Raw genomic sequence first — 26,215 nt, forward strand, 5'->3', positions numbered from 1 at the left:
CTCAAGAGTATTTTTTCAATATCTGTAGTTTTTGCTCATACTCTTTTACTCCAGTAAAATTCTTCAATTCTGTTAACTTTTTAATTGTTAGTTCATATTCTTCTATAAGATTAGGCATATATTTAATAGCTAAGTTAAAATTCTCCTTAGCCTTTGAGTATTGTCCTAAACTTACTAATGAAATTCCTTTTTCAAGATAATTTTCAGCAAAATTAGGTTTATGTTTAATAGCTATATCAAGATTTTCTACTGCTTCTTGATGTTTTCCTAATTTCTCAAGAATCATTCCTTTACGGTAGTAAGCCTCTGCACAATTCGGATTGTATTTAATTGCTAGATTGCAGCTTTTTATTGCTTCTGGATATCTTTTTAACATACTTAGCACATAACCTTTGTTATGGTATGCTGTTGCATCATTAGAATCATACTTAATAGCTAAGTTAAAATTTTCTATCGATTCTGAAAATTGACCCAAAAATATCTGTACTAGCCCTTTATTATTATATGCTTCTGAGTAATCTGGCTTATATTTAATGGCAAGATTATAGTTTTCAATAGCATCATGAAGTTGCATTAAATGCATTAATACTGTACCTTTGTTATAATAAGCTTCTGGATAACTAGGATTATGCTTAATAGCAATATCAAAGTTTTCCATTGCTTCTTCATACTGTCCTAAGTTGTTCAAATAAGCCCCTTTATTGTTATAAGCTTTTGCAAAATTAGGTTTATATTTAATTGCTAGATCATAAAATATTATAGCTTCTTTATCTTTTCCTAATTTTTCATACGATGCTCCTTTGTTATTGTAAGCTTCTGCAAAATCAGGTTTGTGCTTAATAGCTAAATTATAATTTTCTACGGCTTCTAATAGCTTTCCCAGATCATCTAAAGCTATTCCTTTACTATTATATGCTGACGCATAACTTGGGTCATACTTAATAGCTATATTAAAATTTTCTATTGCTTCATGATATTTTTTTAGCCTTAAAAAAGAACTTCCAATATTCGAATATTCTTTAGCTAAAACATTTTCGTTTTTAATGCTATTTTGTTGAATTAGCTTGTTTTCTTCTGCTGCAATAGCTGTACTTAAAAGTATTAGCGGTAAAATTAGTGTTATAGCTAATTTATATATATTTTTCATAAATTCAATATACCTTTAACTTTTATCTTTTTTCGTTATTCCAAGATTTTCCAAAGCTTGCTTACCAGCCATTAAAAATGTTGAATCAGTAGTATCAGAAAATTTTTTCTGTATTTTTTGAGTCTCATTTTTAATATTATCAGGAATTTGATTAAGAGTCTTTACTTTTTCGTTATCACTAAAAGTTTGTTCTATATTCTGTACATGCATTACATTGCTGTTATTATAAATGTTACTAGCCTTAGCTTGTAATTGTTCAATATTTTTCTCAAAAGTATTTTGTAGATCTTGTGTAGTCGAAAAGTTAGCATCATTAATATGATTATTCAAATCTTTAGGTACTTCATTGTTGATTTGAGCAACTTCAAAAGCAATTTTTTCTGCTTCAGGCGAGTGATCTTTAGCCCATCTAGCTGCTTGCTCCTTGCTTCTTATTTCAGGATTTTGAGCAATAATTTCATTTAATACAAGTTCATTGATGTTACGATCAATAGTGATAGAGTTTTGAGATACATAATTCATGCTATAACTAAGTTGCTCCATTTCTTGTTTAGTTTTAGCTATTTCTTGTCCAATAGATTGTTGCTCAGAAAGATTAGCATTTAGATTCTCACTTAATGACCGCACATCACTATTTGTAGTACTGAATCTTCCTTCTTTAACTGCACTTTGAATTTTGGATACTGCTTCATTATATGATTGTTGCTGATTCACTGAGTTACCTTGGTTTTCTTCTTTAGCTTTTCCTCCTAAAACTTTACCTCCAACATAAAATATGCTACCACCGGCTTCTACATTAGTACCACTGGTGTTCCTGACATTACTACCTGTATGCTGACTAAAGGATTCGCTATCAGAACTAACAATTTGCAGAGCTTGGTATTCGCTCTCAGTTAGGCCTATAGACAGAGCTTCATCATGAGTTAACCTTCTGCCTATGTCTATGGCCATGGAGTTTCCTGTTGAAATAAGATTGGCCTCTTTTTGTGTCAGTGAATTAAGCATGCTCTGAGAACTCGAAAACTGGTTTTGATATCCAGTTTGTAGCAGTGCAGAAGAGCGGAAGTTTGTTTCCAATGAATGTACAGTTTGAATTACAAATTGCTCGCCATTATTTCCAATAATAATTTTGTGGCTACCATAATTGATAATACTATCAGTCATATCTAATGAAGGAGCTAGGTTTTGTTGAGAAATAGTCCTATTGCCTATGCTGTAATTATCCATACTCAAGTTATTGTCGACTATATTACTTCCTAAGCTGCTAGCAACTTGTATAGGAGAGAACTGGCTAGCTAAGTTAGCTGTAGCATGAGCGCAAGCTTTTATCACTGCCCAAGAAAGCATTGGTATTGATGATGCAAGCATTTGAAACGTTGCATAGCTATATAAAATCATTTCTGCAAAGCTTCCTTGCGATAGCATATTCAGCCCATAATCACTACCGAAAGCTCCAGATTTACTGGATAAGCTGATCATTCCTAGACAATGGATTATTGTAAAAAATACTGGCCAGCTGCTGACCCATATTATTAACAAAATCCATGTTTTTAGTATGTTGTAGCCGCCAGGCAGTAAGCCCATTGGAAATACAATAAAGATCATTGAAACTACTAATGCAAAAAAAACAGATTGTAAAATAGGCATCATGTGAGCAGCCATTTCCCCAGCGACTAGATACGAAAATGATTGTTGAAAGAGCCCTCTGATTGCATGCATACTCACCAGATTAGGATAAATTCGTGATAATGAAAACTTCTCACGCCAGTCATCATATGACTCACGATTAGCATTAAGAAGCATAGCTTGCTTCATCCATCCATGAATGTCTTGTTGTTCTCTTTGTAGATATTTTAGTGTATCTCCAGTCATGACTTTTAGTCTTTGACTTAACATGTGTGATTGATCAGATTGAACTTCAATCGCAGCTGCAAACTTGGTTAAAAGTCCTTCATTTAATTCTTTATGAATTGCTGCTTTAATCAATGGAGTAGCTTGTCTATAGATACCGTGATAAGAATCAAGAAAAGAAATAATAATTTTATAAAAAAGATGTAAGTTTTTATAAAATTATTATTTCTGATTGATTAAAACATTAGGATTAAAAGGAGAATTATGCTTTAAAACACCATAAATGATATGTAATAACTTACGCATAGCGGCAATAAGGATAAGCATTTTGGGTTTGCCAGTATCAGACAAACGTTGAGAAAATTGCTTGATAATACAATTATGTCTTAAGGCAGACATAGCAGGCATATAAAAAGACTTACGTAGATCTGAATTACCAGTTCTAGAGATTATACTAGCCCCCCGCACGGAACTGCCAGATTGACGATGCTTAGGATTAAGACCTACAAAAGCTACAACTTGTTTAGCAGAACTAAATTTCTCAATATCTGCTAAAAAAGCAAGAACTACAGCCTGTGTTTTTGCTCCTATGCCTGGTATTGACTCAAGCCTTATTATGAAGATCTGTGTTATTTTTAATATGGTCATTGATTAGTTGTTCAATTTCTTTAATTTGCGTTTCAAGAAATTCAATATGCATTTGAATATTATTAGCAATTGCTTTAGAAGCTCCTTCTAATCTATTTGTTTCTTGTGTTTTATGCTTAATTAAAACATTCAGGCGATTAACTAGCTGCTGTAGTTCTTGAATATAAAGAGGCTGTGGATACCATGCTTCCGGTTTCATTGCTTTGCAAAAATCTGCTATTAATACACTGTCTGCTTTATCTGTTTTTGTACGACTAAGTTTACTCATTGCAAAACCTTTAATACGGGCAGGATTTACTACGCTTACTTTATAACCATAATCGTACAGATATTTAGCTAAATTTTTCCAGTAGATACCTGTTGCTTCCATACAAACATGTCCAGTTCCTCTGCTTTTTAACCATGTTACTAATTTGTTAAACCCTTCAGAATTATTATTAAATTTTCTTGTTTGAACTTTATTATTAATTAACACAGCTGCATCAAATGTCTCTTTAGAAACGTCAATTCCTACAATTATACTATTCATAATCACCAAATTTTATGTTAAATATCTCAAAACCAACCTTGTAAATACAGGCTTTTTGCCTAAGAATACCGTCCGGTTTTTAATTAAAAAAGCTAGTTACTTATCTATAGAACAGGCTATTAGCCTTAGGAACGCTACTGTATACTAGCTTTCTTTTGTGCTATTGCTATAATCTTTTATTTTATTGCAATTTCACTTATTTTTATCATACAAGGACTCTCAGTAGCATCAATCAAGACTACTTCATAATTCATATCACTCTTCATTAAAGCTTTACGGCCTGGAAGAGCAAAGTTTGCGTGTTTAACTAGGGTGTCTTCTACCCATTTTACAGCTTTATATGCTGAACTTTCACTAATTCCATAGTTCTGACCTATATGGAAATAAGTACGGTATTCTCTAAGGTATTCTAACACCATCAGCAACTGTTCCTCCAAATTGAGCTTATTTTTACGTCCACCTTTTGATTTCTTAAGACCATCAGCTTTCCTCAAAATATCCACCATCTTTGAAAATGTCCTCTTCCTTACTCCTGTTAATCGACGAAATTTTTCATCCTTTAACTCTTTAATCTGATCTAATTTCATTATTACTTCAAATTAGATTTTTATAACACCATTCTACATCATTCTCTAGTTTCAAAAGAAGTCTAGTGAACAATGGTTGCCTTGGAATGATTGTTTTGAAGCAGCTGATTTTCATGATATAGCTAGTAGTTTTAGTAATTATACTCCTAAACTTGATGACTTTTTTGCTAAAAATGCTGAATTAGTCTTGTCTGAAGCGTTGAAGCTATATAAGGATGATAAAGATATCATAAAACTAATTCATACAATCATTTACTCTGATAATAGACAATTTGCAAAAGCTTTTAGAAACACTGCTGTATCAGGTATTATAAGTGAAAGCGCGCTCGAAACTTCTGCAGGAATTCAGTCTACGCTTGGAAAGAATATTACTTCGCTACAATATTTAAAGCCTGGAGGTAGTTTTAGCATAAAAGAATGGTTTAGTAATTCAAATGAAACTAGCTGGCTATTTATCACAGCTAACCCAAATCAAAGAGCTACTTTATGCCCACTTATTTCAGCCTGGATAAGCATAGCTATCAAGGCTTTGATGTGTAGAAATCCTAATCATGATAACAAAAACATGTGGTTTATACTTGATGAACTTCCAGCTCTACAAAAAGTTTCGTCTTTACCAGTTGCTTTAGCTGAAAGTAGAAAGTATGGAGGCTGCTTTGTTGCTGGATTGCAGAACATTCATCAATTAGAAGCAATATATGGGGCTGCTGAATGTGATTCTATGCTGGATTTGTTTAATAGTAAATTTATTTTTCGAGTTAGCGATCAGGTTACAGCCTATAAATCAGCATTAACACTAGGTGAGCAAGAGATAATTGAAACTCAAGAGAACTTGTCATATGGATCAAATACTATGCGAGATGGGGTAAATATGAATAATGTTGAGCGTAAAAAGATTTTAGTTATGCCATCTGAAATTATGAACCTACCAGACCTTACATGTTATGTAAAGCTTGCCGGTAACTTTCCTATCACAAAACTAACTATGCAGCTACAAAACTTAAATACAGCTTTTGTTTGTGAATATAAATTGCTCAAAAAACTTAAGTTAGTAGAGTATTAATTCGAAAAATTAATACTCTATGTTATTTTTTAAATTAATCACTTCTTCTTTTGACAATCCGGTATTTTCAGAAATAAATTCAACTGAAAAGCCAGCTTTTAATAAGTTCCTTGCAAGCTCTTGTTTAGCCTTTACTTCACCAATCTCTATGCCTTCAGCTCTGCCTTCAGCTCTGCCTTCAGCTCTGCCTTCAGCTCTGCCTTCAGCTCTGCCTTTAGCTATGCCTTTAGCTATGCCTTTAGTTTCACCAATCTCTATACCTTCATCAATATATTTTGCAGCAATAGTTCTCATAATATTACTTTTTTCTTCTTCAGATAAATACTTAGCCAGAACCTGCTCTAATTCTGGTTGCTGACTCTCTAGTAATTTAGTATCAGTATACCATAAAAATGATCTTAGGTAAACATAACCTTTTTCTTTATCAAGTATTAAAACATGTTTGAACTTTATTAGAAAGTCTTCCCAAAGCTTTAACATATCTCGTTGATGAATGTGCTTTAGCATATATTCGAGCATTCCGATATGCTTTTTCCTAACAATTTCATCATTCGACATACTTTGCAAATCAACTAATTGATAGTCGGAGGTCATTAATTGCTTAGCTATCATTGAATCGGTAAATAAATCCCACAAATTCCTAGGTGCGTTGTAGACCTCTTTGCCGTTGTAGATCACTAAATTATACACTAATGGTAATTTAGTTTTTTCTTTCTTATGCCTTTCGCACAATAACAATGTGTATCTCCATAACCGCAGAGCTGTCCAATAATCGACGGTTGATTGAGCTTCGATTAATATATAAATAAAAGCATTGCCATGTTTTTTGGTGGCAACTCTATAGACAATATCGCTGTATTTTTTCTTTAACGATTCTTCTATATAACTCTCTTGCTCTACTTTTATTTGTGATAAATCTATTAAACTCTTGAAATCGCTTGGTAAATAATACTCTAGAAATTCTTGTGCAGCAACTGGATCGCTCATGATTGTCTTTGCCAATGAATCATGCTTTAATTGTTTTGTCATATTTTTTCACTCTATAGTTTTTTAAATAAAAAATGCTGTGTCATACTCTGCCTAGTGTTTCGGACATAATCCTGATTGTATATTAGTTTGTATTGATTCAATTTTTTCATTAAGTTTTCTTATTTCAGGGCTGATAATATTTCTAACAGCATATAATCCTTGAGTTTTTAATACATTATTGAAGTCATTTTTGACTGTGCAGACTACTGCTTCCTTATCCTCCAGAACTTTTTCTGCTTTTTCAGTATTTACGTCATTTTTAACTGCTAGAATGATCTTTTCTTTTGGGCCAGGATTATAGTTTTGCAAATTTTCGGCTTCAATTGCACATAAGATTTTTCCTTCAACTCCAGCTTGTTGAATGGTTAACGCTGTTTCAATATCCTTTGTAATGATTGTTACAGGTGAGTATTTTGAATTCTGTTGAGCAATTTCAGCAAATGAGCCACTAATTGTACCAACAGATTTTTCAGCTACATCAGCTTTATTACATGTTTTTGAATTCAGAACTAATATCTTAGCTCCAGTAATTTCGCCTGTTTCATTTTTAACAAAAATAGTGAGTGCAGGCCAGGATTTTTGAGTCTCTTCATCAAAAACCATATTTGCCCTTAAATTAGAATTGTTAAAGATTTTTGCACTATAAATTCCTGTATGGTTTTCTAAAAATTTGTTTGCTACTATTGCTTCCAGTTTAGCTTCCTCTTCTTGTTTAAAGTAGTATAGAGATGAAGATTTATTATACAATTCTTTAACATTCGTAATATCATTTTGTTTTGCTATACTATTATTTTCTGTTTGAGTAAGTTTGGTTGTTTCAACTGCCTTAGTCAGTTTAGTAATTTCAGGTTCTATAATGTCTCTAATTGACTGCTCTCCACAACTTTGCAACAGATTATTAAAGTCACCATTTTCTGGTGGTTTGACTATACAAGTTATCGCTCCCTTCATTTCTAACATTTTTGCGGATTTAATTACAGTATCATTAGTTATAGAATTTTTGCTATCATTATCTGCTGCAATGATGATTTTTTCACCAGGAAATGGTGAATAATTTCTCAAATTCGCAATTCCTGCACTAGCAATGATATTACCTTTAATGCCTGATTGCTGCAAGCTCAATGCTGTTTCAGCGCCTTCTGCTATAATTGTTATATTAGGGTCATTCGCATTTCGCTTTGCGATTGTTATGAACGATCCGCTGATTTTACCAAAAGATCTTCTGTTAATTGAAATATTCGCCTTATCTCCTGCCAAATTTAGATATACGGCCTGTACTCCGGTAATTTCTCCTTTTGCATTTCTTGCAAATGCTGTCAATGCTGGATAATTTTTTCTCGTTTGAGTATCAAATAGTATACTTGCTTTTAAGTCTGAACTTGCAGTGCTTTTGTCAAAAGTAATACCACGATTTTCAAGATACTTTTTTACTATTTCAACTTCTGCGCATTGATAGAGTCTGTCTTAGCTGTGCTAAGCTGCTCTATTAGGTTAGCAACATTTTTTGTAGCTTGCACATTGTAGTACAGCCGTACTTGCTCTGCATTCCCTATCATGCTTATGTTAGAACTTTCTATGCCTACACCATCATTATGAAGAACATATATATCTTTTTTGACAGCTGTTTGTGGGTTACAAACTGTTGTAGCATATCCATGTTTAAAGCTTATTTTATTCAAATCAAAGCTTACCTCGTTTCCTGTATCTGTCTTAGCTACAAACTTATTTTCATCAATTGATACTAGAGTTGCAAATTCACTGTTTTGTATTTGTAAATCCTTATCGTTTGTTTGAAATACAATTCGGTCTCCAGCCATGTAGTTAGCATATTTTTTTGATTCAGCTCCTGAAATTAAAATGCTGTATTCTGTACCTTTCAGAGCACCATTTTCCTTCATGTAGTTTCTGATGTGTTGATTAATATTTTCAGCTTCTTTATGGTCAGCAATTATCAAACGATCCTGCAGCTCAAATTTACTATTCTTCCAATCATTGATTAATTGGTTTATTGATTCTTTCAGAGTGTTATCAGCTCTCAAGCTATTATTATCACTAAGTAGCACTATACCATCAGCAATATCACCATTTATCAACTTTATAGCTACGTTGTGGTTCAAGCTGTTAGCCTTAGGATTTTCTATATCTGTTTTTGAATTATGAATGTTATTGAAATTATTTGAATCATTGATTTTGTCAGTCATATAAAACCTCACCTTCGCATCACTAAATTGTTTTGCGGTATAAATATTTGCTATTTTTACCGTTTGAATTATAATTTTATTGCTAGGTGATTATTGGAATAGTTTTCCTGTTAAATGTAGAGCTTGCAAAAGTTCAAACGCTTTCAGTATTCTCTTAGCGGGGCATAATGCGAATTACAAACATCACTGTGAGCTGTTTATGTATAGCTCATTTTGTAATTTGCTCTGTGAATGAATAGCTTACATTCAATTTCAAATCTTCAGCACTACCGTCTAATTCTAATTTTTGGAGCTATATCAGCTTTTACAATTTGTTCAGGCTCTGTTTTTACGTTCTGAGTATTAATTAACTTCATGATTTCAGGTATCATAAGCTCCTTAACAGCTGTGGCTCCTTTATTTTTTAGCATTTCGTTAAAATCTTCACCTTCTGAAGGAACTACGATGCTAGTGATTGCTCCTTTGCTTTTTAATGCTTTTGCAGCCTCGTTTATAGTACTTGCATACTCTTTATTCTGTTTATAATTATTTGCAGCTATAAGAATCTTTTCTCCTTGAAATGGTTGATAGTACTTCAAATTATTTACATTTGAGCTATATACCATTCTGCTATCAATGCCAGCCTTCTGAAAACTTGATATCGTTTTTCCTTCTGCTGACAGAATGGTTACATCATAATCATATTGTCTTTGTTCTTTGATTTGCATAAACAATGGAGTAGAAATATCTTTGGTGGTGCATTGCTTTATGCTATTCTCTTGCTGGACTTTTTCTACTTTAGCTTCTTGCTCTGGTTTAGCGGTAAAATGATAATATTCTTTATTCACATGAGATCTATCATTGATATCATTGATTATAGACTTAAACCAGTTTTCAACTTTACTAAAAACTTTACTAAAAACAGTTGTCTTTGTCCGTTCTTTCTCCAAATCATGAGCAGTTTTCAGAGTTATGCTAGCTGATTTCTCATTTGGTCTGCTGAGCTGATTTATTAAGCTGTTAATGGTTTTAGTTGCTTCCTTATTGCAATATAACTTTAAGTTCTCTATATGCCTTGTCATAGCTACGTATGAGCTGCTTATATTACTTACTCCATTATGCAAAACGTATACATCTTTTATAGAAGCTCCCTGGACCTTATAAACAGTACTTGCATAGCCATGTTTAAATTGTATTTCACTAGGATCAAAACTCACTTCTTTTCCTGTGTCTGTCTTAGCTATAAATTTATTTTTACTAACCGAAGTTAAAGTTGCAAATTCACTATTTTGTATTTGTAAATCCTTATAGCTTTTTTGAAATACTATTCTATCTCCTGCCATATATGACTTTTTCCTTCCATCAATAGAACGCTCATATTCTGTGCCTTTTAGCGTACCATTTGCTTTTAACAAAGACCTAATACTTGAATTAAGAATGTCGACATCTTTATTACGTACTGTAATTACCAATTTTTCATGTAGCTTAAATTTGCTTAGACTCCAGTTGTATATTAACTTACTCATTGAGTCCTGCAACGTATTATCAAACCTAACGCAGTTATTTTGCCTCAGTAAGGTTATACCGCTTAAAATATTACTCTCAGCAAACTCCATTGCTGCTTCTCTGCTCCAGTTTTTACTTTGTCTTCGAATATTTACTAAAACATGTGAACCAAAAATATTACTCAGAATCTCAAACATTCCACCTCTTTCTATTGAAGCTAACTGCTTTTCATCTCCAGCAAGTATCAGTTGACAATTATTGTTTCTAACTACTCTAAACAGCTCTGCATAAGCTTTAGTACCTACCATTCCAGCTTCATCTACTACTATTAAGCTGTCTTGCATAAAAATTTTTTTTCGATTATATAAAAATCCTTTTACTGTATAGACCTATGTATAACCTTTGCTCTTCAGCTCTGATACTGCCTTATGAGTGGGAGCAAGGCCAATAACTTTTTGTCTACGATTTGTTGCAAGCTCATACGTTTTTGCTAAAACATAAGATTTTCCTATACCAGCTCTTCCTCTCAAGACTCTAACTCCACTAGTGCTAAGCAAAATATGCCTTAGAGCTTGTTTCTGTTCTTCACTAACATTTGCTAGACCTTCGATATCACTTTTAAGATTGTAAATATCGTTGTAATAAACCTGATTATTGATTTTATTAGCTATTCTGATTATTCTCGTCTCCTCATTTCGAACCTCAATTGTCGTAAAATATTTGCTACTTTCACCATCATCATGGTATAACTCTAGTATTCTATTTGAACTAAGCACTTGCTGAACTAACTGTTCTCTTGCTGTTAGATCTGGTATATCTTTTACTGCTTTTTCAACATCCTGCTTAGTAAAAATAGATTTGTAATGTGTTATAGAATCTGTTATTACGTCAGCATCATTAATAATCTTCAAATGAGCCTCTTTACGTAACTCATTTTCATTTAATACTTCATTAATTAAATTCCTAATTTCAATATATTTAATATTCCCAATATGCTTTCCCGGCACTTCGCTTATCTCGTCAACTCTATATGGTAAGCCTAATTTAGCGAAATATGCATTAATTATTTCTTTTACTCTTTCATGAATCATCTCGGGATCTTTAATAACAACCTTTTTGCCATTAACTGTTATGATTTTTGGGTTTAAATCTACTGCTATATCTCCTAAACCAGTTCCATCTTCTCTAAATCTTCTCATAGTAAGCAATATATGTACATGCCAGTTTTTATCTCCTGTTTGAGGCTTATGAATGTCTATCTGTACTCCAATACCTTTTTGCACCCATTCCATTTCATCAACTATTTGATGAGTTAGTTCTATTCTATGCTCTAAATTTAGCTCCTTCTCGTCTGGCAATGCTATTACTATATCCTTCAACAACTTACTATTTTCTCTTGTTTCTGTTCGTTCTACCTCATTCATTAATGTTTGAATATTCTTGAAGTCTTGATTTACATAATCCGGTATCAGCACTGTATGATATACGTTATCTTTCTTACGAGAGAAGTTATACTTTATACCTGTCTTCTCGTTTTCAACAATAGTTCTTGCATTATACGCTGCCTTACGACAACTATCACCTCCTTCACTTCTACGTAAAAATTCAATCCTTGCAAACTGTATCGCCATCTCAATACCAATTCTCACCTGAGTTTTAAGTTAGCATGGTTTTTTTGATTTTGCTAGCATAAACTTCTTTTTTTTAACATTCAATCGGTTAATGAGTACTCATTTTTTAGCAGCAATCTTTATAGATTGCATATTGCGTAGTAAGCTTATTTTTCAATGAAGCTTCTAACCTTGAATTCACGTTTTTTTGACTATAATTATTTGATGTTGGTTTGGTAGGCGCGGTTTTTTTTCTTTACTGGGATTTTATTTTGATATATTCTTGCCTGATTTTTTTATCTTTCTGAATTACTAACATGGCAAATCTTATGCAGCAAAAAATTACTCTTCAGCAAAAAAAGGCTAAGCTAATCATGGATGAGATTAACCTTAAAATCAAAGAACGTAAAATGCGTACTCGACGTCTTATCGAAATGGGTGGATTAGTTGCTCTAAAGCTAAGCTTGATCACTTATCAGCAAATACGTTATTTGGTGCAATTGTTTCACTAAAAGAAACTTTAACACAACATCCAAATGTTCAGGAGCATTGGACTACAATAGGTAAAGATATTTTTGATAAAGAACAGCAAAATAAAGCTGCCGTGATTTTAAAATTTACCTCCTCCGAACCAGACGAAAACACTAAGCGCCACATTCGCCTTCATGGCTTAAAATGGAACAGTTTTCGTCAAGAATGGTGCGGTCATGTTAAGGACATTGAGGCCTTAAAGAATGGCCTTCTCAATGTTCAGTATAGTATAGAACTTGTAGTGTGATATAAAGCATCTAATAGAAGTAGCATACAACACATCAAAAGTAAGATTTTGTGTTGTATATTCATTATTATTTTACACTATTTTTTAAATTTAATACTTCTTGTATTGATAAATCCGTATATTCAGCAATTGTCTCAACTGATAATTCAGACTTCAATAATTTTATTGCAAAATCTTTTTTTGCTTTAGCTTCACCTAGCTTTATTCCTTCAGCTTTACCTTGAGCTTTACCTTTAGCTTCACCTAGCTTTATTCCTTCAGCTTTACCTTCGGCTTTACCTTCGGCTTTACCTTCAGCTTTACCTTTAGCTTCACCGAGCTTTATGCCTTCAGCTTTACCTTCAGCTTTAGCGCGTTCGAGTTTATAATCTTCTACTGCTTTATTATCCCATATACGCTTTAACTCTTGTTCATAGGTTATTAGTTCGTCTTCACTCCAATTAAACTGATCTAATGCCTCATACGCTCTTTTTATTATTAAATCTTCACCTATTATTTTATTATATCCATCTAATGTTGTTTCTTTTGCATGTTTAAAAAAATAGCACCACTTCTCTGTTATATCACTTAACTCTTCCACTCTATTTTTTTTAAATTTTGGTAATTCTATAAAGGTAAATGAAAAGTCCTTTAGATCATGCTCATATGTCTTTTTATCCAATATTACATGCCTTGATATATAGTCTTCTTTGTTTGGAAACAATTTATAATCTGCTATAGCTATAAATATAACTTCCTTTAGGTCTGAGTATTTTCCTTCTTTCCCTCTATTTGGTTGCCTGCCATATGCCTTTGCTGCATAATACTGTGCTCTTTTTTCAAATCCTTGTGTAGGATCTACTTGCATTTCTATTATATATTGCGCACCGTTTTTATCTTTACACAAAACATCTACTATTGATTCTTTTTTGGACGCTATGTCTGCATCTAATATCGTTCCTAAAAACTCTACTTCTGTTATTTCTCTATTCCCTTCAAACAATAATATATCGTTCAGAAAATGTATTAGTATGTCCTTGTTTTTTTCTGATCCAAATATCTTTTTAAATGCTACATCATTCTTTGGGTCTAGAAATCTTGATAAATGCATATATTTTTCATATTTTCTATTCTTTTTAAATTATACAATAAAATAACCTACATGAACATTCTCTTATTGAATTTTAATTTCTGCAATTCACTACATTAACCACCTATTAAACTTTAGTTTATTAGGTGGCATAAAGCTTACAGTATTTATTTAGCTCTATAGCAATTTCTGGTAATTTAAGATATTCAGCAAGAGGTATAAATTCTTGCTGCGTTTCTAGTATGATTTCTTGTCTTTTTTCATAAGGTTTTATTGATACAGTCTGAATATTATGGAATCGGTCAAAAAGCTTAATTAATAATAGTTCTGTTTTATTTCGGTTATATAATGTTTGAATCATTTCTCTAGAACTGATTTTTTTATTATCCTTAATCCTGGTGAGGTCTGAAACCTGTTCTGCAATATTATGACCAAATTCTTGACCTATTTTTTCTTTAGTTAGTGTTGTGTCTTCGATGGTATCATGTAGTATTGCTGTAATAATCGTATCTGTTTCAAAGCTGTAGTCTGATACCATATAAGCTACTTCTAATGGATGCATATAATAAGGTTTTCCAGTATCTCTCTTTTGCTGACCATGATATTTTTGGGCATAAAATATTGCTTTTTCAACTTTATCAAGATCAATTTTAGTATTAAATCTTGCGTTGGTTTCAAACAGCTTATTTAGTAAGCTTTCGCTATAAAAGTCTATCATTTTTCATCTCTAAATAATCTTTAATAAATTATACAATAAATTAAACTTTTTATATACTTCAATCCCAGATAAAAACTGGGAAAGAAGCGAATTAATTTGATTAAAAAAGTTGTACTGGAATATTGCAAGTAATGGTTGTAAACTTGTCTTTTTCGCTTTCTATTTCCATTTCTCCATTAAGTTGATTAATAAGGTAATTTACAAACCATAATCCTGATTCAAGCATTAGCGGATAGTCTCTTACCAACTCAAAATCAGCTAATTTAGCTTTTATATTCCCTAATTTTTCTTTTGAAATACCGCTTCCTGTATCATGTATTCTAAATTGTAGTATGTTATCGCTTTTTATATAATTTTTTATAGTAAACAAATGAACGGTAATTATAACCTGGCAGCTGTGATTAAATCTAATGACGCTCCCTATTAATTGACTTAATATAGCTTGTAAGTGATCACTATTTCCAATCACAATATCCTTCATTTTGTACTGAAAATTGTAATTGATTTTTATATCTTTCTCTTTTGCAATGTCTTCTAGTCTCCTGACGGCATTTTTTACTAGCTTTTGTATGCTAAATTTTTTTAAACATAAATTTTCATTCTCAATTTCGCTTCTAAGCGTGTAAACTACGTCGTTACAGTATTCTTGGAGATTTGCTGATCGATTTAATATTGTTTTCAGCTTATCTTTATTTTCCGAATCATTTAACATGATCTCGCTTGCTAGCCTTACAATTTCACTCGTTGCAATATTAAATCTATATTTAATCTCCTGTATTAAATCTGTACAATATTCTTTCAATGATTCAGCTACCTCGACCTGATACTTCGCTTTTCTTAGCTTTGTTATTATTTCCATATATTCATCGATATTCTCACTCTCTCCATTCATCAACGTAATTGCTATTGGAGGAATTTGTACCATCCATTTGTTAATTGTTTTCTTCTTTTCTTTCATAGCATTCTCCTAAAGAATAATTCAAACTAGTTATTGGCACTTCAAATGAAAAAGTTATGTAATTATTTTCCTCTTTTGCTCTTAGTCTTCCTTTTAGCTGATCTGTAAGATGTTTTATAAATGCTAATCCTTCTCCTAGTTCTTGATACGTTACCAAATTCAAATTCTCTAGTTCAGCATTTATTCTTTCTAATTTTTCTTTAGAAGTGCTTAGTCCTATGTTTTGTACTGTAAATTGTAATATTTCTGAATACTGATTGAGGTTAATAGTAATCTTGCTATTTTTGCTGCTATTTATAATAGCACTACCAATTAACTGACTTATTACTGCTTTTATTCGAAAACTATCTCCAATCAGAACCGTCTTTATGTCATTTTGAACATTTAGCTTTATATTCTCATTTTCAAAATGTTCCCTCATTCTGATAACAGTATTATTTATTAGCAATTCTATGTTAAATGTTTCAATCCTTACATTCGTTGATGCTATGTATTGTCTAAATAAAAAAATCATTCCATTTAGAGAAGCTATTATATTTACTTTTTTTCTGTCGTAGTTATTTACTATTAGCCTAAAATATTGTATCCACTCTATGCAATTTATGCTTACTTGCTCAGATTCCTCTAGCTGGCAGTATAGTTTTTGCATTTCACTATCTATCTGTTTTATTGTTGTGCTATTAATTCCCTCTGTGGATAATTTTTCGGTTAATTTATTGATTTTATTTTGACCTTCGTCTTCAATAGGCATAGAATCCTCCTGCTATTTAAATTATTAAATTGCTTCCTAGAGATTAAAAAGAAAATTTCTAGTTTATCGTCTTTAATCTCTAGCTAAATATCATCTAAATCTTGAATCTCAGATAATATCAGGTATACAGTATCATTTAGATTTTTATCAGTACATGACTTTTTGTCATAATTATGAAAAATTTTTCATCTTTTTTAAAGTAGATGCGAAATTGTCGCATTGTTATTTACATCTAAAAAAACAAAATATCCTTCAAAATTAGATATACAATTGATCCTGAGTTATAAAAAAAGATTTTGATAATTTAGTATATTAACTGAAAAAGTTCTGAACTTATCTTATTGCTCTTAATTTAAACATCAGGTTCGAGCACGTCTTTAAAACGACCAATAATATCCAAAATATAAAAATCAAGCGCTGTATTAACTAAGTCAAAATCTTTTTTCTCTATAGAATTAAGATCTTCTTTTATTTCAAGCTGCCCTTGAGCCAATAGTAGTTGTTTGATAATTGCTTTTCTTTGTTCAGAATTAATGCAATGATAATACTTAAGTGTGCGGTATAGTAGTTTTTGTTCAAGATAAATTATATTCTTAAAATGTTCTGGTGTAATAAATTCCTGAAAGGGTTTGATCACTTAAAAAATCAACAAAAACTGCTACAATTTCTATAGAAAGATTTTTTGCCTAATAGAGAACTTTAGTAAGCTTTTTGAATAAAAGAGTATAAAAATACATATTTAACTCTAAACATAAGTATTAAAAGAGCTATAACACTTATTCTTTATAAGTTTTGCTATTTTTTATATCTAATAAGCAAAAAATCTTGGCTATAGAAATCTTAGCAGTTCTAAAAAAATATTTTGACATGAATATTTTTTCAGTTAGTATGTAAACAATGTATTACATTATTATTAATTTTCATTAAAACTCTTAAAAAGTGATAAAACATGAACAATATACCAGATAAAATAAAGACACAAGCATTTCAATATGCAAGCAAAGGTAATATAGATGCGCTACTTCAGTTAATAATTACCTATCCTGATCTAATGACAGCAAGATCAGATAGGACCGGTAATACATTACTTATTAGCGCATGTGATAATGTGCAAAAAGAAATGATGGAATTCTTAATAGCTAATGGATCTGATCTTGATGCTAAAGACCATAACAATGATGATTATCTAAGTGCGCTACATTTTGCTCTTCTGAAACTTGGAGATAAGGATGTAGCTAGGACTATAGCAACATTGCATAATTTTAAGCCTAAATATACATGTAAAAGCACTGCATTAATCGCAGCAGTAACAAACAAAGCACTAACGTATGCACAGTATATCATTGATACATCTAAACAAAATAAAAATGCAATCGTAAAAAATATTGTACAAGCTATTATAAGTATACCTGGGCCAACTAGTATGGAAAAAAATAATATAATATCCATGGTAGAAAAATATTCTGATATTACAAATAAAAAATTGGCTTTTGAATTAACAAAAATTGTTTTTCAGGAAAAGTTATGTGAAGTATCAGAAGGAGATGATACAGATTTTCATTGTCCAGATTTACTAAAAGAAAATCCTTTTGGAAATTTTGGATATAAAATTTTCAATACAATTGATGTAATGTTTATAAAATTATTATATAAAAGATGGGGAATTGACTTAAGCTCATATGAGAGATTTACTAATAATTTGGATTCTATAAAAGATGAATTACTAACAAAAAGTGAAAATGAGCCATGTTCTGCAGTAATACTTGAATCTAATAAGCAAGAAATATTACGTATAGTTAAAACTAGCGGCATAGTACATAATAATGCATCAAAATTATATTTTGATAATGAAAATTTAGATGATTCAATGAATTTAATGCTAGAGCGAATATGCTATTTAATGAATATAGGCAATGCTAATAATGATGCTAATAAAGAAGAATTCAAAACTATACTTGGATTTATTAATGAGCATAAACCTGTAAGGTATAACCTATCTGATAATTTTATAAAAGTAATAACAGCTGAATGCGCTAGTAATATACGGTTACAAGAAGTGCTTAAAAATAATAGCGAAATAATAAAATTAGTTGAAGATTATATACCTTGTGTTACAACTAACCTTAATGGATTAGAGAATGAATTTAAAAAAGACTTATCCATTTTAGCTAATGAAGTTATAACAATATTAGATAATAATTCTTCTTTACAGAAAGAATTATGTACTAAAGGCACTCTAGTAGATACTGCATATTTTTTACAGACAACAGTATTACCTGTAGATATTTTTTTAAATTGTATCAGTGATGAAGCTAAAGAGCAAAAAAAACTTACTGATTATGAAAAAGAGTTAATAAAATCTCATTTAAACTTTTTCCATTACGAAAATACATATCAATTTCCTAAGTTTGATGAACTAAATGATGATAATATCAAAGATACAATTCAGTACTATAAAAATAATTTAAAAGCCTTATTACCTATTTCAATGTTATTGGAAATTGCGCATGATAAAAATAAATTAGCTGAATTAGATAATACTTTGAATAGTAATTATGAAAAAACAAGTGTACATGTTAAAAAGTGTGTAAATACAATGTCAAAATTCAGGGAATATTATAATAGTATAAAGTATTTAGACTTATCTACAGATATACCGAAGCAACATTTTGAAGAAAAAATATTACCAGAATTAAATAATCAGATACAATGTGAGCTTACTGATATTAGGCTAGAAAGATTAAATAATATTACTGCTTTATCACATAAAGTAAACAAATTTTTAAATATATCTCAGATGACTTCAGTGTTTGAAAGATATAATAATGGTTATATACAACTGAATGAAGATGCTAACTCTGAGAATCAATTACTACTCGAATTATTGGATGGAAACATTGATAATCATACGAGCGACTTTCATCATATGTGCTAGAATATAATATGTATCTTTCAAAACTAGAAAATTCAAGTTTAACAGTTTAAAAATATAGCAAGAAGAACAATAAAGTTAAACTTATGTTTAACTTTATTTCCATTTTTTCTTGGCTTAAGTAAAAGTAGCTTTTGCTGTTAAGAACATATATTAGACATTTTATAACATAGAAAACTGAGCTATGGAGATATCGTATTTTTTAGATTTTTTTTGTTTATTGTTATTCTTATAACTAATAATCATAGCATTACTTTTGCTATTTGAAGTAGTAATTAAAGTATAGCTAGAGATTCATTTGTACCTTTACTAGCAGATTCTGAAGTTTTAATGAAATAACCTCTAGCTAAATATTATCTAAATCTTGAATCTCAGATAATATCAGGTATACAATATCATTTAGATTTTTATCAGTACATGATTTTTTGTCATAATTATGAAAAATTTTTCATCTTTTTTAAAGTGAATGCGAAATTATCACATTGTATCTCTAGCTACAAAAATATCATTCAAAAAAGATTTATAAAGAAAGTTCTGTAGCAGTTATTATTACTGGCTTTAAGGCTTATTTTCTGCTATAATTCATAGTAGAGATTTAATTAATCAAAAATTCTTGTGTCAATAGCAATTTCTAATGAACCAAAGCCTTTTCTCCATTGAGTTGGAGGCAAAAGGAGAATTGTTAATAGATTAATAGAGCATCTTCCTTCAGGGCCATACTATAATTACTATGAACCATTCCTTGGAGGTGGGGCTTTATTTTTTCAAGTTAGGCATCTGTTTAAACAATGTTTTTTGTCTGATATTAATCTCGACTTAATTACTAGTTATCACGCTGTAAAAAAGAATCCAAATGAGGTCAATAGATTACTAAATCTATATCACAAAAACCGTTCTGAAAATCACTACTATAAAATAAGAGACAATTATTATAGTAATGATCCTAATGATATCACTGCAAAATTTATATATCTTAATAAATATTCCTTTAGGGGAATTTATAGGCTAAACAGAGATGGTACATCTGCTCAAACATTTTCTGATAAGCGATATCTTAAGCTTCATATTTGCTCTAGAATAAATAAATGTAGTAACCTTCTTGCTGGTGTATCAATTTGCGCTATGGATTTTTCATTTATAGAGCCTCAACAAAATGACTTTGTTTATTTCGATTCTCCTTACCATAAATCTGGAGAAAGGTTCTACACTAGACTTCCATTTGATGAAAAAGATCAAATTAGATTACGTGATTTTGTCCAAGAATTAACAAATAAAGGTGTTAAGATTATGATCTCAAATAATAATACTGCCTTTATTAGAGACTTATATAAAGACTTCTTCATCACTCATATTGGAGTTACATACTCAATCAATGAACAACGCAATTCTGTTAATGAGCTAATTATTACTAACTATAAAACTTATTAGTTATTAAATGTGAAATCGCAATCCAAAACGCGTATGAATATGACTTGATCTATAGTTACCCATTGTGCAACATTCAATATCTAAATATATATCTCTTAATAAGTTTATTGTTGTACCAACTCCCAATTCTGGATTAATATCAAGACAACACCTAACAGATAGTAGTAGTCCCTCTGTAATAAAAATTGATGCTTTATTACCTTCAATTATATTGTAATAATAATTTGCTTGAATAAAATCACATATAAAGTGATTAGAACATATCAATCCTAATCTTACATCCATTCTATGCCGAGCTTGTCTATAACCAATTCCAGCTTCTAATGTGTCGTAGTTAGTAGCAATACCAGTTGAAAATTTTATATAGAATTGTGAAGTATCAATACTATCTTTGAAAGCATTGAAGTTTACATTATTATTCGCTGTACATATCGATGGTGAAGATAATACAACGAATGCTAATATAACAGCATAACACCGTTGTAAAAGTAATTTCAAAACATTCATATTAACTTCTCTTTTTAATATTAACATATTAGCTATCTGTTGAAACCTAATACCATGGGACTGATTGTTCCATTAGAAAGTTGAATACATCTGCATTACCGCTTTTAGCAGCATAATCTATAGTAGTCATGCCGTTATCATCTTTTGCATCAATATCTGCTCCATAATCAATCAAAAGCTGTATAATATCTATGATTTTATTACGAACAGCAATATGTAGTAGTGTTTCTCCTTCATCATATTTTTTATTAATACCAGTAGAATTATGTTTTAGCATAATTGCTAAAGGTGCTACACATTTGCATTCAACAGCATCAGATAAAGGTGTATTACCTTGATTATTCTCGATATTTACATCAGCATTATATTTTAGCAGTAATGCTATATGATCATTGCAATAGGTAGGATATTTTTCGAAAAATTCATAATATACTTGAATTGTTTCAACAACAAGATGTAAAGCAGTGTGCCCATCATTATCTTGTGCGTTTACGTTAGCTCCATTGCTTAGTAAAATCTCGGCAATAGGTAGATTCTTATATTTCAAAGCCACAGATAAAGCTGTAGTACCATCTTTATATTTTGAATTGACAAGTGTACTATCATTATTAATAAGCTGCTGTACTTATTTTAATATCACCATCTTGAATAGCGCTACGTAAGGAATATTTAGCCTTAGATTTGAATATCATATATTTAATCGCTTCATTCTCAATTATTTGCTACATTTTAACTAGCATGAAGTTTACAATATTCACTTAAGCGTTCTCCAATCTCTGGTAGTTCAAGGTATTCAGCAAGAGCTATAAATTCTTGCTGAGTTTCAAATATTATTTCTTGCCTTTTGTGAGGAGGTTTGATGAATATAGTTGTAATATTATGGAATCTATCAAAAAGCTTGATCAGTAATAGTTCTGTTTTATTTTGGCTGCGTAATATTTGTATCATTTCCATAGCACTGATTTTCTTATTATTCCTAACCCTTGTGAGATCTGAAACTTGTTCTGCAATATTACTACCAAATTCGTAACTTATTCTTTCTTTAGTTAGTTTTGTGTCTTCAAGTGTATCATGTAGTATTGCAGTAATAATTGTATTTGTTTCAAAGCTGTAGTCTGATACCATGTACGCTACTTCTAATGGATGTGTGTAGTAGAGTTCTCCAGTATCTCTCTTTTGCTGGCCATGATATTCTTTAGCGTAAAGTATTGCTCTTTCAACTTTATCAAGATCAATTTTGGTGTTAAATCTTATGTTGGTTTCAAACAGCTTATTTATTAAGCTCTCACTATAAAAATCTATCATTGGCCACCTCCAAATGGTTATTAATAAATTATACCATAATTTAAACTTTTTGTATACTCCAATCCCAGATAAAAACTGGAAAAGAAGCAAATTAAATTATAATTTTTTTGAATTCAGTTATCACGATGCTAAAATTAACCTTAAGTTGCATATCTCTGGTGTTAATGAGTAAAATTTTGCTGTAATTTTTTTTTGGACAAGCATTTTTTCATTTATGCATAATCTAGTGTTTATTAAGCTTGCTGATAGTTTTTAACAATATTGCCAAATTTAGAATACCTACTATTATAGTGCAACTTCACTGTACCAACCGGACCATTACGGTGTTTAGCAACAATTATTTCAGCAGTGTTATAACATTTATTTTGTCTAGCTTTCCATTCTATGTGTTCTCGAGTACCTGGATTCGGTTCTGATCTAGATAGATAATATTCGTCCCGATATATGAGCATTACAATATCTGCATCCTGTTCAATTGAACCTGATTCTCGTAGATCTGAGAGAATAGGCTTTTTATCTGACCTTTGTTCTACAGCTCTAGACAATTGAGATAATGCAATTACTGGAATATTAAGTTCTTTTGCAAGAGCTTTTAAGCTCTGAGTAATTTCAGAAATCTCCTGTACTCGATTATACTGACTTCCTCTGTTATCAATTTTTATTAGCTGTAAATAATCAATAAATAATATTGCTAAATTATGTGTACGTTTAAGTCTACGAGCTCGAGATCTAATTGCAGATATCGAGATTGCTGGAGCATCATCTATAAAAAAATTCCACTTTTGTATTTCGTCTTGTACAGTCTTTAACTTATCAACATCTTGTTCACCTATTTTTCCGTTAAATAATGCAGAGCTATTAATTTCTGATTCTATAGAAAGAATTCGAGTTGAGATTTGCTGAGATGACATTTCTAAAGAAAAGAATCCAACTGATGGCACTACATTATCTTTAGTATTTTTTTGAGTAAGAAAATATTTACAAGCATTTATTGCTAGGTTAACTCCTAAAGCAGTTTTACCCATTGAAGGTCTGCCAGCTAATATTATTAGGTCAGAATTTTTAAATCCTCCAAGCTTTGAATCAAGGTCAAGTAGTCCACTACTAATACCGTTAATAGAGTTTTTATTTTTAATAGCAGATGAAATTGATGTCCATGATTCTTCAATTGAAGTTTGTAATTTTGTAAATCCTTTACTTAAAGTTCCTCTTGAACCTAGATCATATAATTGAGATTCAGCAGTTTCGATCTGAGTTATAGCTAAATCTGCTAAAGTAGAAGAATATGCATTTGTTACTATTTTTTCTCCAATTTCAATTAAATAACGCCTCAGCGCAAGATCATATACTATTTTGCCGTACTCATTAACATTAACTATACTTAATGCTAACGTTGTAAGTTTAGCTAGATAATCCACTCCACCTATTTCCTCAAATGCGAGTTCATTGCCTAGCATATTTTTGAGCGAAATTACAGTAGCGCTAATTCCTTTACTAATAATGAGATTAATTGACTTGTATATTTTACCATGTAATGGTTCATAAAAATGTTCCGGCAGTAAAAATTCGTTAATGTTATATAGCGCACGATTGTTAATCAGAATTGCACCAAGTATCATTTGCTCTGCCTGAATATTACTTGGAGCAATCTTTGCAAGATCTTTTTCCATATCACCCTTTAAATTTTATTAAAATTACTAAACTTAACTAACTCAAAAGAAAATCCTTGAGCTTTAAAAGCGGGCTCAAGATCTTTCAGATAGTTCTCTCTGATGTAACTATCTTCAAATTCTGTTTTTGCTTTGATGAATATTTTTTTGTTAACACTATCTTCATTTATAACTTCCAATTTGCTAAACCATTCTTTATCGATAGCTTGACCGTAACATGTGACTAAAGATTCTCGTACTTTGTACCAAGTCGAGTTGGAGCCTAGCTCTTTACTAAGTTCTGAAAGGTAATTCTCATCACTTATTTGTTGCTGTAAAACTGTTGTTTTTTGATACTCCGTTGTGCTATTGGTAACTTGTTTTGATTCATCAAATGGTATAACTTGTAACTGCTCAATATCGTTGCTATACACAGCTCGTACCTCCTGTAGTATCTTGAATTTAATATGATCTGATAGTGTAATATTCTTAAGCAACCTGATGTAATATTTGTTTTTAACCGCTTCCCCAAAATCACAAGATGTTAAAATTTGATAAGCCATATCTGCTTCAAAGACTCCAGCTATTTTACGCTTCAACTGAGCCTTCATACTACGATCTGTACCAGATTCAATATTTGCTAGATACTGTTCTTTAAATCTTCCTACATCATTAAATCTAAAATTTCCACTATTAGCCTGATCAGTAGTTAGTAATTCATTTGCTAACGCTTTTGCCATATAGTTTAGCACTGCTGTCTTATTTTCAAAATGACGGAGTAAATATTTATTTGATAACTTCAACAGTAATTGATTTATGAAGTATATGTTGAAGCTTCTACTAGACATACGTTGCAGTATAACTGCATCTTCTTGCGTTAGTGGATAATAATCTGCTAGTCTTTTTCTTTTGGGATAGCATTCATTCTTTTCAACCTCTGAATCCTTAGTAATAGCTGAAGTTGCTAACTCACTATTTTGCTCATAATTCTTGTTTGATGGCTTTTTATTACTAAAATCACTAAGCTCATGGAAATTCAAATTCTGTTGTTGCTGTTGATCTTCTTTTTCATTTCCTACTAACTCAATTTCTATAAAATCATCAGATTCCGTATATTTAAACTTTAAATTTTGCTGTTGATCTTCATTTTTATTTTGATCATTCTCTATTAACTTATCTTCAGTAGATCTAGATCTATTATTATTTTTTTTATTATTATTATATCTATATATGTAGCTGCAATTTTTTGCAGGTTCACCTGCAAATTCTTGCAAATTGATGTGAAAATTTTTTTGTTGCAGAAGGACAATTTTTTCTTCTTTTTTTTCTTTTTCAGTGAAACGCTGAAAATTTTTTAGAAGTTTTACACAAAGAACATTACGTAACTTGAGATTGCCTTTAATTATTGTTCTATTTTCAACTTTAATAAAACCTGCATTTCTTAATTCAACCAAGCATTGCCTAACTCTGCGGTAACGAAGGTTTAACTCCTTTTCAAAAAAGTAATAACTTTCCTGTAATTCATCTATATCTTTGTTGTAATAGATTTGTAGTCTATATACCATCAATGATAAAAGCTGTTTAGATGTTTTGCTTAAAGCTTTAGCATTATCTCCAATCAGATCTTTCCATTCTGCTGGAACAAAATTTCCAATAAAACGATAAAAGACAGTTGCATTATTGCTACTGTTATTATTAGCAATTTTGCAATTATTGCTTGCAAAATTACGCAAATTTTGCGCCATTTCTAACCTCCAAAAATGTCAGATATAGCAGGTGGTTCAGGCAATTTTCGCTATCGAAAACCACGTTTTTATACCGCGTAAATATAGCGATTTAGTAGCTATACTCAAAATTTAACACTCTGAAAGGCTTATAACAGCACAGTAGTCTTAAACATTTAAATGTACCTGGTTAGGCTCATACAGCCCAATAGTAATAATAAAAACTTCATTAGACCTCTTTCGAAA

15 protein-coding genes and 8 pseudogenes are annotated in these 26,215 nt (G+C 30.9%); 4 read left to right on the plus strand and 19 right to left on the minus strand.

Going from position 1 to position 26,215, the window contains the following annotated elements:
• Window position 1 precedes the first annotated feature (1 nt).
• The 4 genes and pseudogenes from DK405_RS12145 to DK405_RS12160 all read right to left on the minus strand — a co-directional run.
• A complete protein-coding gene (locus DK405_RS12145; RefSeq protein ID WP_064612862.1) occupies window positions 2-1,147 on the minus strand; it encodes a tetratricopeptide repeat protein in 1,146 nt (381 codons plus the stop codon).
• A gap of 15 nt (window positions 1,148-1,162) precedes the next feature.
• Window positions 1,163-3,148 (minus strand): annotated as a pseudogene (locus DK405_RS12150) (conjugal transfer protein TraG N-terminal domain-containing protein); the annotation flags it as partial.
• Between the two features lie 72 nt (window positions 3,149-3,220).
• Window positions 3,221-4,181: pseudogene (locus DK405_RS12155) on the minus strand (IS110-like element ISOt5 family transposase).
• Between the two features lie 206 nt (window positions 4,182-4,387).
• Window positions 4,388-4,762: pseudogene (locus tag DK405_RS12160) on the minus strand (transposase family protein); the annotation flags it as partial.
• 73 nt (window positions 4,763-4,835) lie between these two features.
• Here DK405_RS12160 and DK405_RS12165 point away from each other — a divergent pair.
• A pseudogene (locus DK405_RS12165) lies at window positions 4,836-5,825 on the plus strand (type IV secretion system DNA-binding domain-containing protein); the annotation flags it as partial.
• 9 nt (window positions 5,826-5,834) lie between these two features.
• Here the strand turns inward: DK405_RS12165 and DK405_RS12170 are convergent.
• The 5 genes and pseudogenes from DK405_RS12170 to DK405_RS16365 all read right to left on the minus strand — a co-directional run.
• Complete coding sequence (locus DK405_RS12170; protein WP_064612859.1) at window positions 5,835-6,854, minus strand: Rpn family recombination-promoting nuclease/putative transposase; 1,020 nt, start codon at window positions 6,852-6,854, stop codon at window positions 5,835-5,837.
• 51 nt (window positions 6,855-6,905) lie between these two features.
• A complete protein-coding gene (locus DK405_RS12175) occupies window positions 6,906-8,288 on the minus strand; it encodes a toprim domain-containing protein (RefSeq protein WP_458693007.1) in 1,383 nt (460 codons plus the stop codon).
• Complete coding sequence (locus DK405_RS12180) at window positions 8,285-9,055, minus strand: hypothetical protein (protein WP_064613365.1); 771 nt, start codon at window positions 9,053-9,055, stop codon at window positions 8,285-8,287. Before DK405_RS12180 ends, DK405_RS12175 begins: the two co-directional genes overlap by 4 nt.
• 266 nt (window positions 9,056-9,321) lie before the next feature.
• Window positions 9,322-10,158 carry a conjugal transfer protein TraA gene (locus DK405_RS16360; RefSeq protein ID WP_458693003.1) on the minus strand — a complete coding sequence of 279 codons (837 nt, stop codon included), beginning with the start codon at window positions 10,156-10,158 and terminating at the stop codon, window positions 9,322-9,324.
• Window positions 10,159-10,641: 483 nt separating this feature from the next.
• Window positions 10,642-12,171 (minus strand): annotated as a pseudogene (locus DK405_RS16365) (AAA family ATPase); the annotation flags it as partial.
• 296 nt (window positions 12,172-12,467) lie between these two features.
• Between DK405_RS16365 and DK405_RS12190 the strand changes: the two are divergent.
• Window positions 12,468-12,928, plus strand: a pseudogene (locus tag DK405_RS12190) (conjugal transfer protein TraD).
• A 67-nt stretch (window positions 12,929-12,995) separates the two neighbouring features.
• Here DK405_RS12190 and DK405_RS12195 read toward each other — a convergent pair.
• The 5 genes from DK405_RS12195 to DK405_RS12215 form a co-directional block, all read right to left on the minus strand.
• Window positions 12,996-14,018, minus strand: coding sequence for an Rpn family recombination-promoting nuclease/putative transposase (locus DK405_RS12195; RefSeq protein WP_064613335.1), 1,023 nt, complete (start codon window positions 14,016-14,018; stop codon window positions 12,996-12,998).
• A gap of 121 nt (window positions 14,019-14,139) precedes the next feature.
• Window positions 14,140-14,715, minus strand: a complete 576-nt coding sequence (locus tag DK405_RS12200; RefSeq protein ID WP_064613333.1) for an HD domain-containing protein — start codon at window positions 14,713-14,715, stop codon at window positions 14,140-14,142.
• Between the two features lie 100 nt (window positions 14,716-14,815).
• The gene (locus DK405_RS14795) at window positions 14,816-15,673 is read right to left on the minus strand and encodes a sensor histidine kinase (RefSeq protein ID WP_064613331.1); all 858 of its coding nucleotides are present in this window, start codon (window positions 15,671-15,673) and stop codon (window positions 14,816-14,818) included.
• Window positions 15,648-16,424: an ATP-binding protein gene (locus DK405_RS14800; protein WP_045918870.1), complete on the minus strand. Its 777-nt coding sequence runs from the start codon at window positions 16,422-16,424 to the stop codon at window positions 15,648-15,650. Before DK405_RS14800 ends, DK405_RS14795 begins: the two co-directional genes overlap by 26 nt.
• 352 nt (window positions 16,425-16,776) lie before the next feature.
• A complete protein-coding gene (locus tag DK405_RS12215; RefSeq protein WP_231967891.1) occupies window positions 16,777-17,061 on the minus strand; it encodes a hypothetical protein in 285 nt (94 codons plus the stop codon).
• Window positions 17,062-17,373: 312 nt separating this feature from the next.
• Here DK405_RS12215 and DK405_RS12220 point away from each other — a divergent pair, with 312 nt between their 5' ends.
• Window positions 17,374-19,359 (plus strand): ankyrin repeat domain-containing protein, encoded by a 1,986-nt coding sequence (locus DK405_RS12220; RefSeq protein ID WP_045912969.1) that lies wholly within the window; start codon window positions 17,374-17,376, stop codon window positions 19,357-19,359.
• Between the two features lie 612 nt (window positions 19,360-19,971).
• A pseudogene (locus DK405_RS12225) lies at window positions 19,972-20,784 on the plus strand (DNA adenine methylase).
• Window positions 20,785-20,787: 3 nt separating this feature from the next.
• Here the strand turns inward: DK405_RS12225 and DK405_RS12230 are convergent.
• The 5 genes and pseudogenes from DK405_RS12230 to DK405_RS12250 all read right to left on the minus strand — a co-directional run bounded on the left by DK405_RS12230 (window position 20,788) and on the right by DK405_RS12250 (window position 25,990).
• On the minus strand, window positions 20,788-21,291 hold the full coding sequence (locus DK405_RS12230) for a hypothetical protein (protein WP_064613351.1): 504 nt from the start codon (window positions 21,289-21,291) through the stop codon (window positions 20,788-20,790).
• A gap of 46 nt (window positions 21,292-21,337) precedes the next feature.
• A pseudogene (locus tag DK405_RS12235) lies at window positions 21,338-21,983 on the minus strand (ankyrin repeat domain-containing protein).
• A 37-nt stretch (window positions 21,984-22,020) separates the two neighbouring features.
• Window positions 22,021-22,596, minus strand: a complete 576-nt coding sequence (locus DK405_RS12240) for an HD domain-containing protein (RefSeq protein WP_064613326.1) — start codon at window positions 22,594-22,596, stop codon at window positions 22,021-22,023.
• 233 nt (window positions 22,597-22,829) lie between these two features.
• Window positions 22,830-24,266, minus strand: a complete 1,437-nt coding sequence (locus DK405_RS12245; RefSeq protein WP_064613323.1) for a replicative DNA helicase — start codon at window positions 24,264-24,266, stop codon at window positions 22,830-22,832.
• Between the two features lie 8 nt (window positions 24,267-24,274).
• A complete protein-coding gene (locus DK405_RS12250; protein WP_064613320.1) occupies window positions 24,275-25,990 on the minus strand; it encodes a DnaA N-terminal domain-containing protein in 1,716 nt (571 codons plus the stop codon).
• Window positions 25,991-26,215 lie beyond the last annotated feature (225 nt).

Origin of the sequence: Orientia tsutsugamushi, from assembly GCF_900327275.1 — a bacterium.
GTDB lineage: Bacteria > Pseudomonadota > Alphaproteobacteria > Rickettsiales > Rickettsiaceae > Orientia > Orientia tsutsugamushi.

Excerpts from the sequence above, each read along its gene's own strand:
- DK405_RS12145 (WP_064612862.1), bottom strand. The coding sequence starts at position 1,147 with ATGAAAAATATATATAAATTAGCTATAACACTAATTTTACCGCTAATA.
- DK405_RS12170 (WP_064612859.1), bottom strand. The coding sequence starts at position 6,854 with ATGACAAAACAATTAAAGCATGATTCATTGGCAAAGACAATCATGAGC.
- DK405_RS12180 (WP_064613365.1), bottom strand. The coding sequence starts at position 9,055 with ATGACTGACAAAATCAATGATTCAAATAATTTCAATAACATTCATAAT.
- DK405_RS12195 (WP_064613335.1), bottom strand. The coding sequence starts at position 14,018 with ATGCATTTATCAAGATTTCTAGACCCAAAGAATGATGTAGCATTTAAA.
- DK405_RS12200 (WP_064613333.1), bottom strand. The coding sequence starts at position 14,715 with ATGATAGACTTTTATAGCGAAAGCTTACTAAATAAGCTGTTTGAAACC.
- DK405_RS14795 (WP_064613331.1), bottom strand. The coding sequence starts at position 15,673 with ATGAAAGAAAAGAAGAAAACAATTAACAAATGGATGGTACAAATTCCT.
- DK405_RS14800 (WP_045918870.1), bottom strand. The coding sequence starts at position 16,424 with ATGCCTATTGAAGACGAAGGTCAAAATAAAATCAATAAATTAACCGAA.
- DK405_RS12220 (WP_045912969.1), top strand. The coding sequence starts at position 17,374 with ATGAACAATATACCAGATAAAATAAAGACACAAGCATTTCAATATGCA.
- DK405_RS12230 (WP_064613351.1), bottom strand. The coding sequence starts at position 21,291 with ATGAATGTTTTGAAATTACTTTTACAACGGTGTTATGCTGTTATATTA.
- DK405_RS12240 (WP_064613326.1), bottom strand. The coding sequence starts at position 22,596 with ATGATAGATTTTTATAGTGAGAGCTTAATAAATAAGCTGTTTGAAACC.
- DK405_RS12245 (WP_064613323.1), bottom strand. The coding sequence starts at position 24,266 with ATGGAAAAAGATCTTGCAAAGATTGCTCCAAGTAATATTCAGGCAGAG.
- DK405_RS12250 (WP_064613320.1), bottom strand. The coding sequence starts at position 25,990 with ATGGCGCAAAATTTGCGTAATTTTGCAAGCAATAATTGCAAAATTGCT.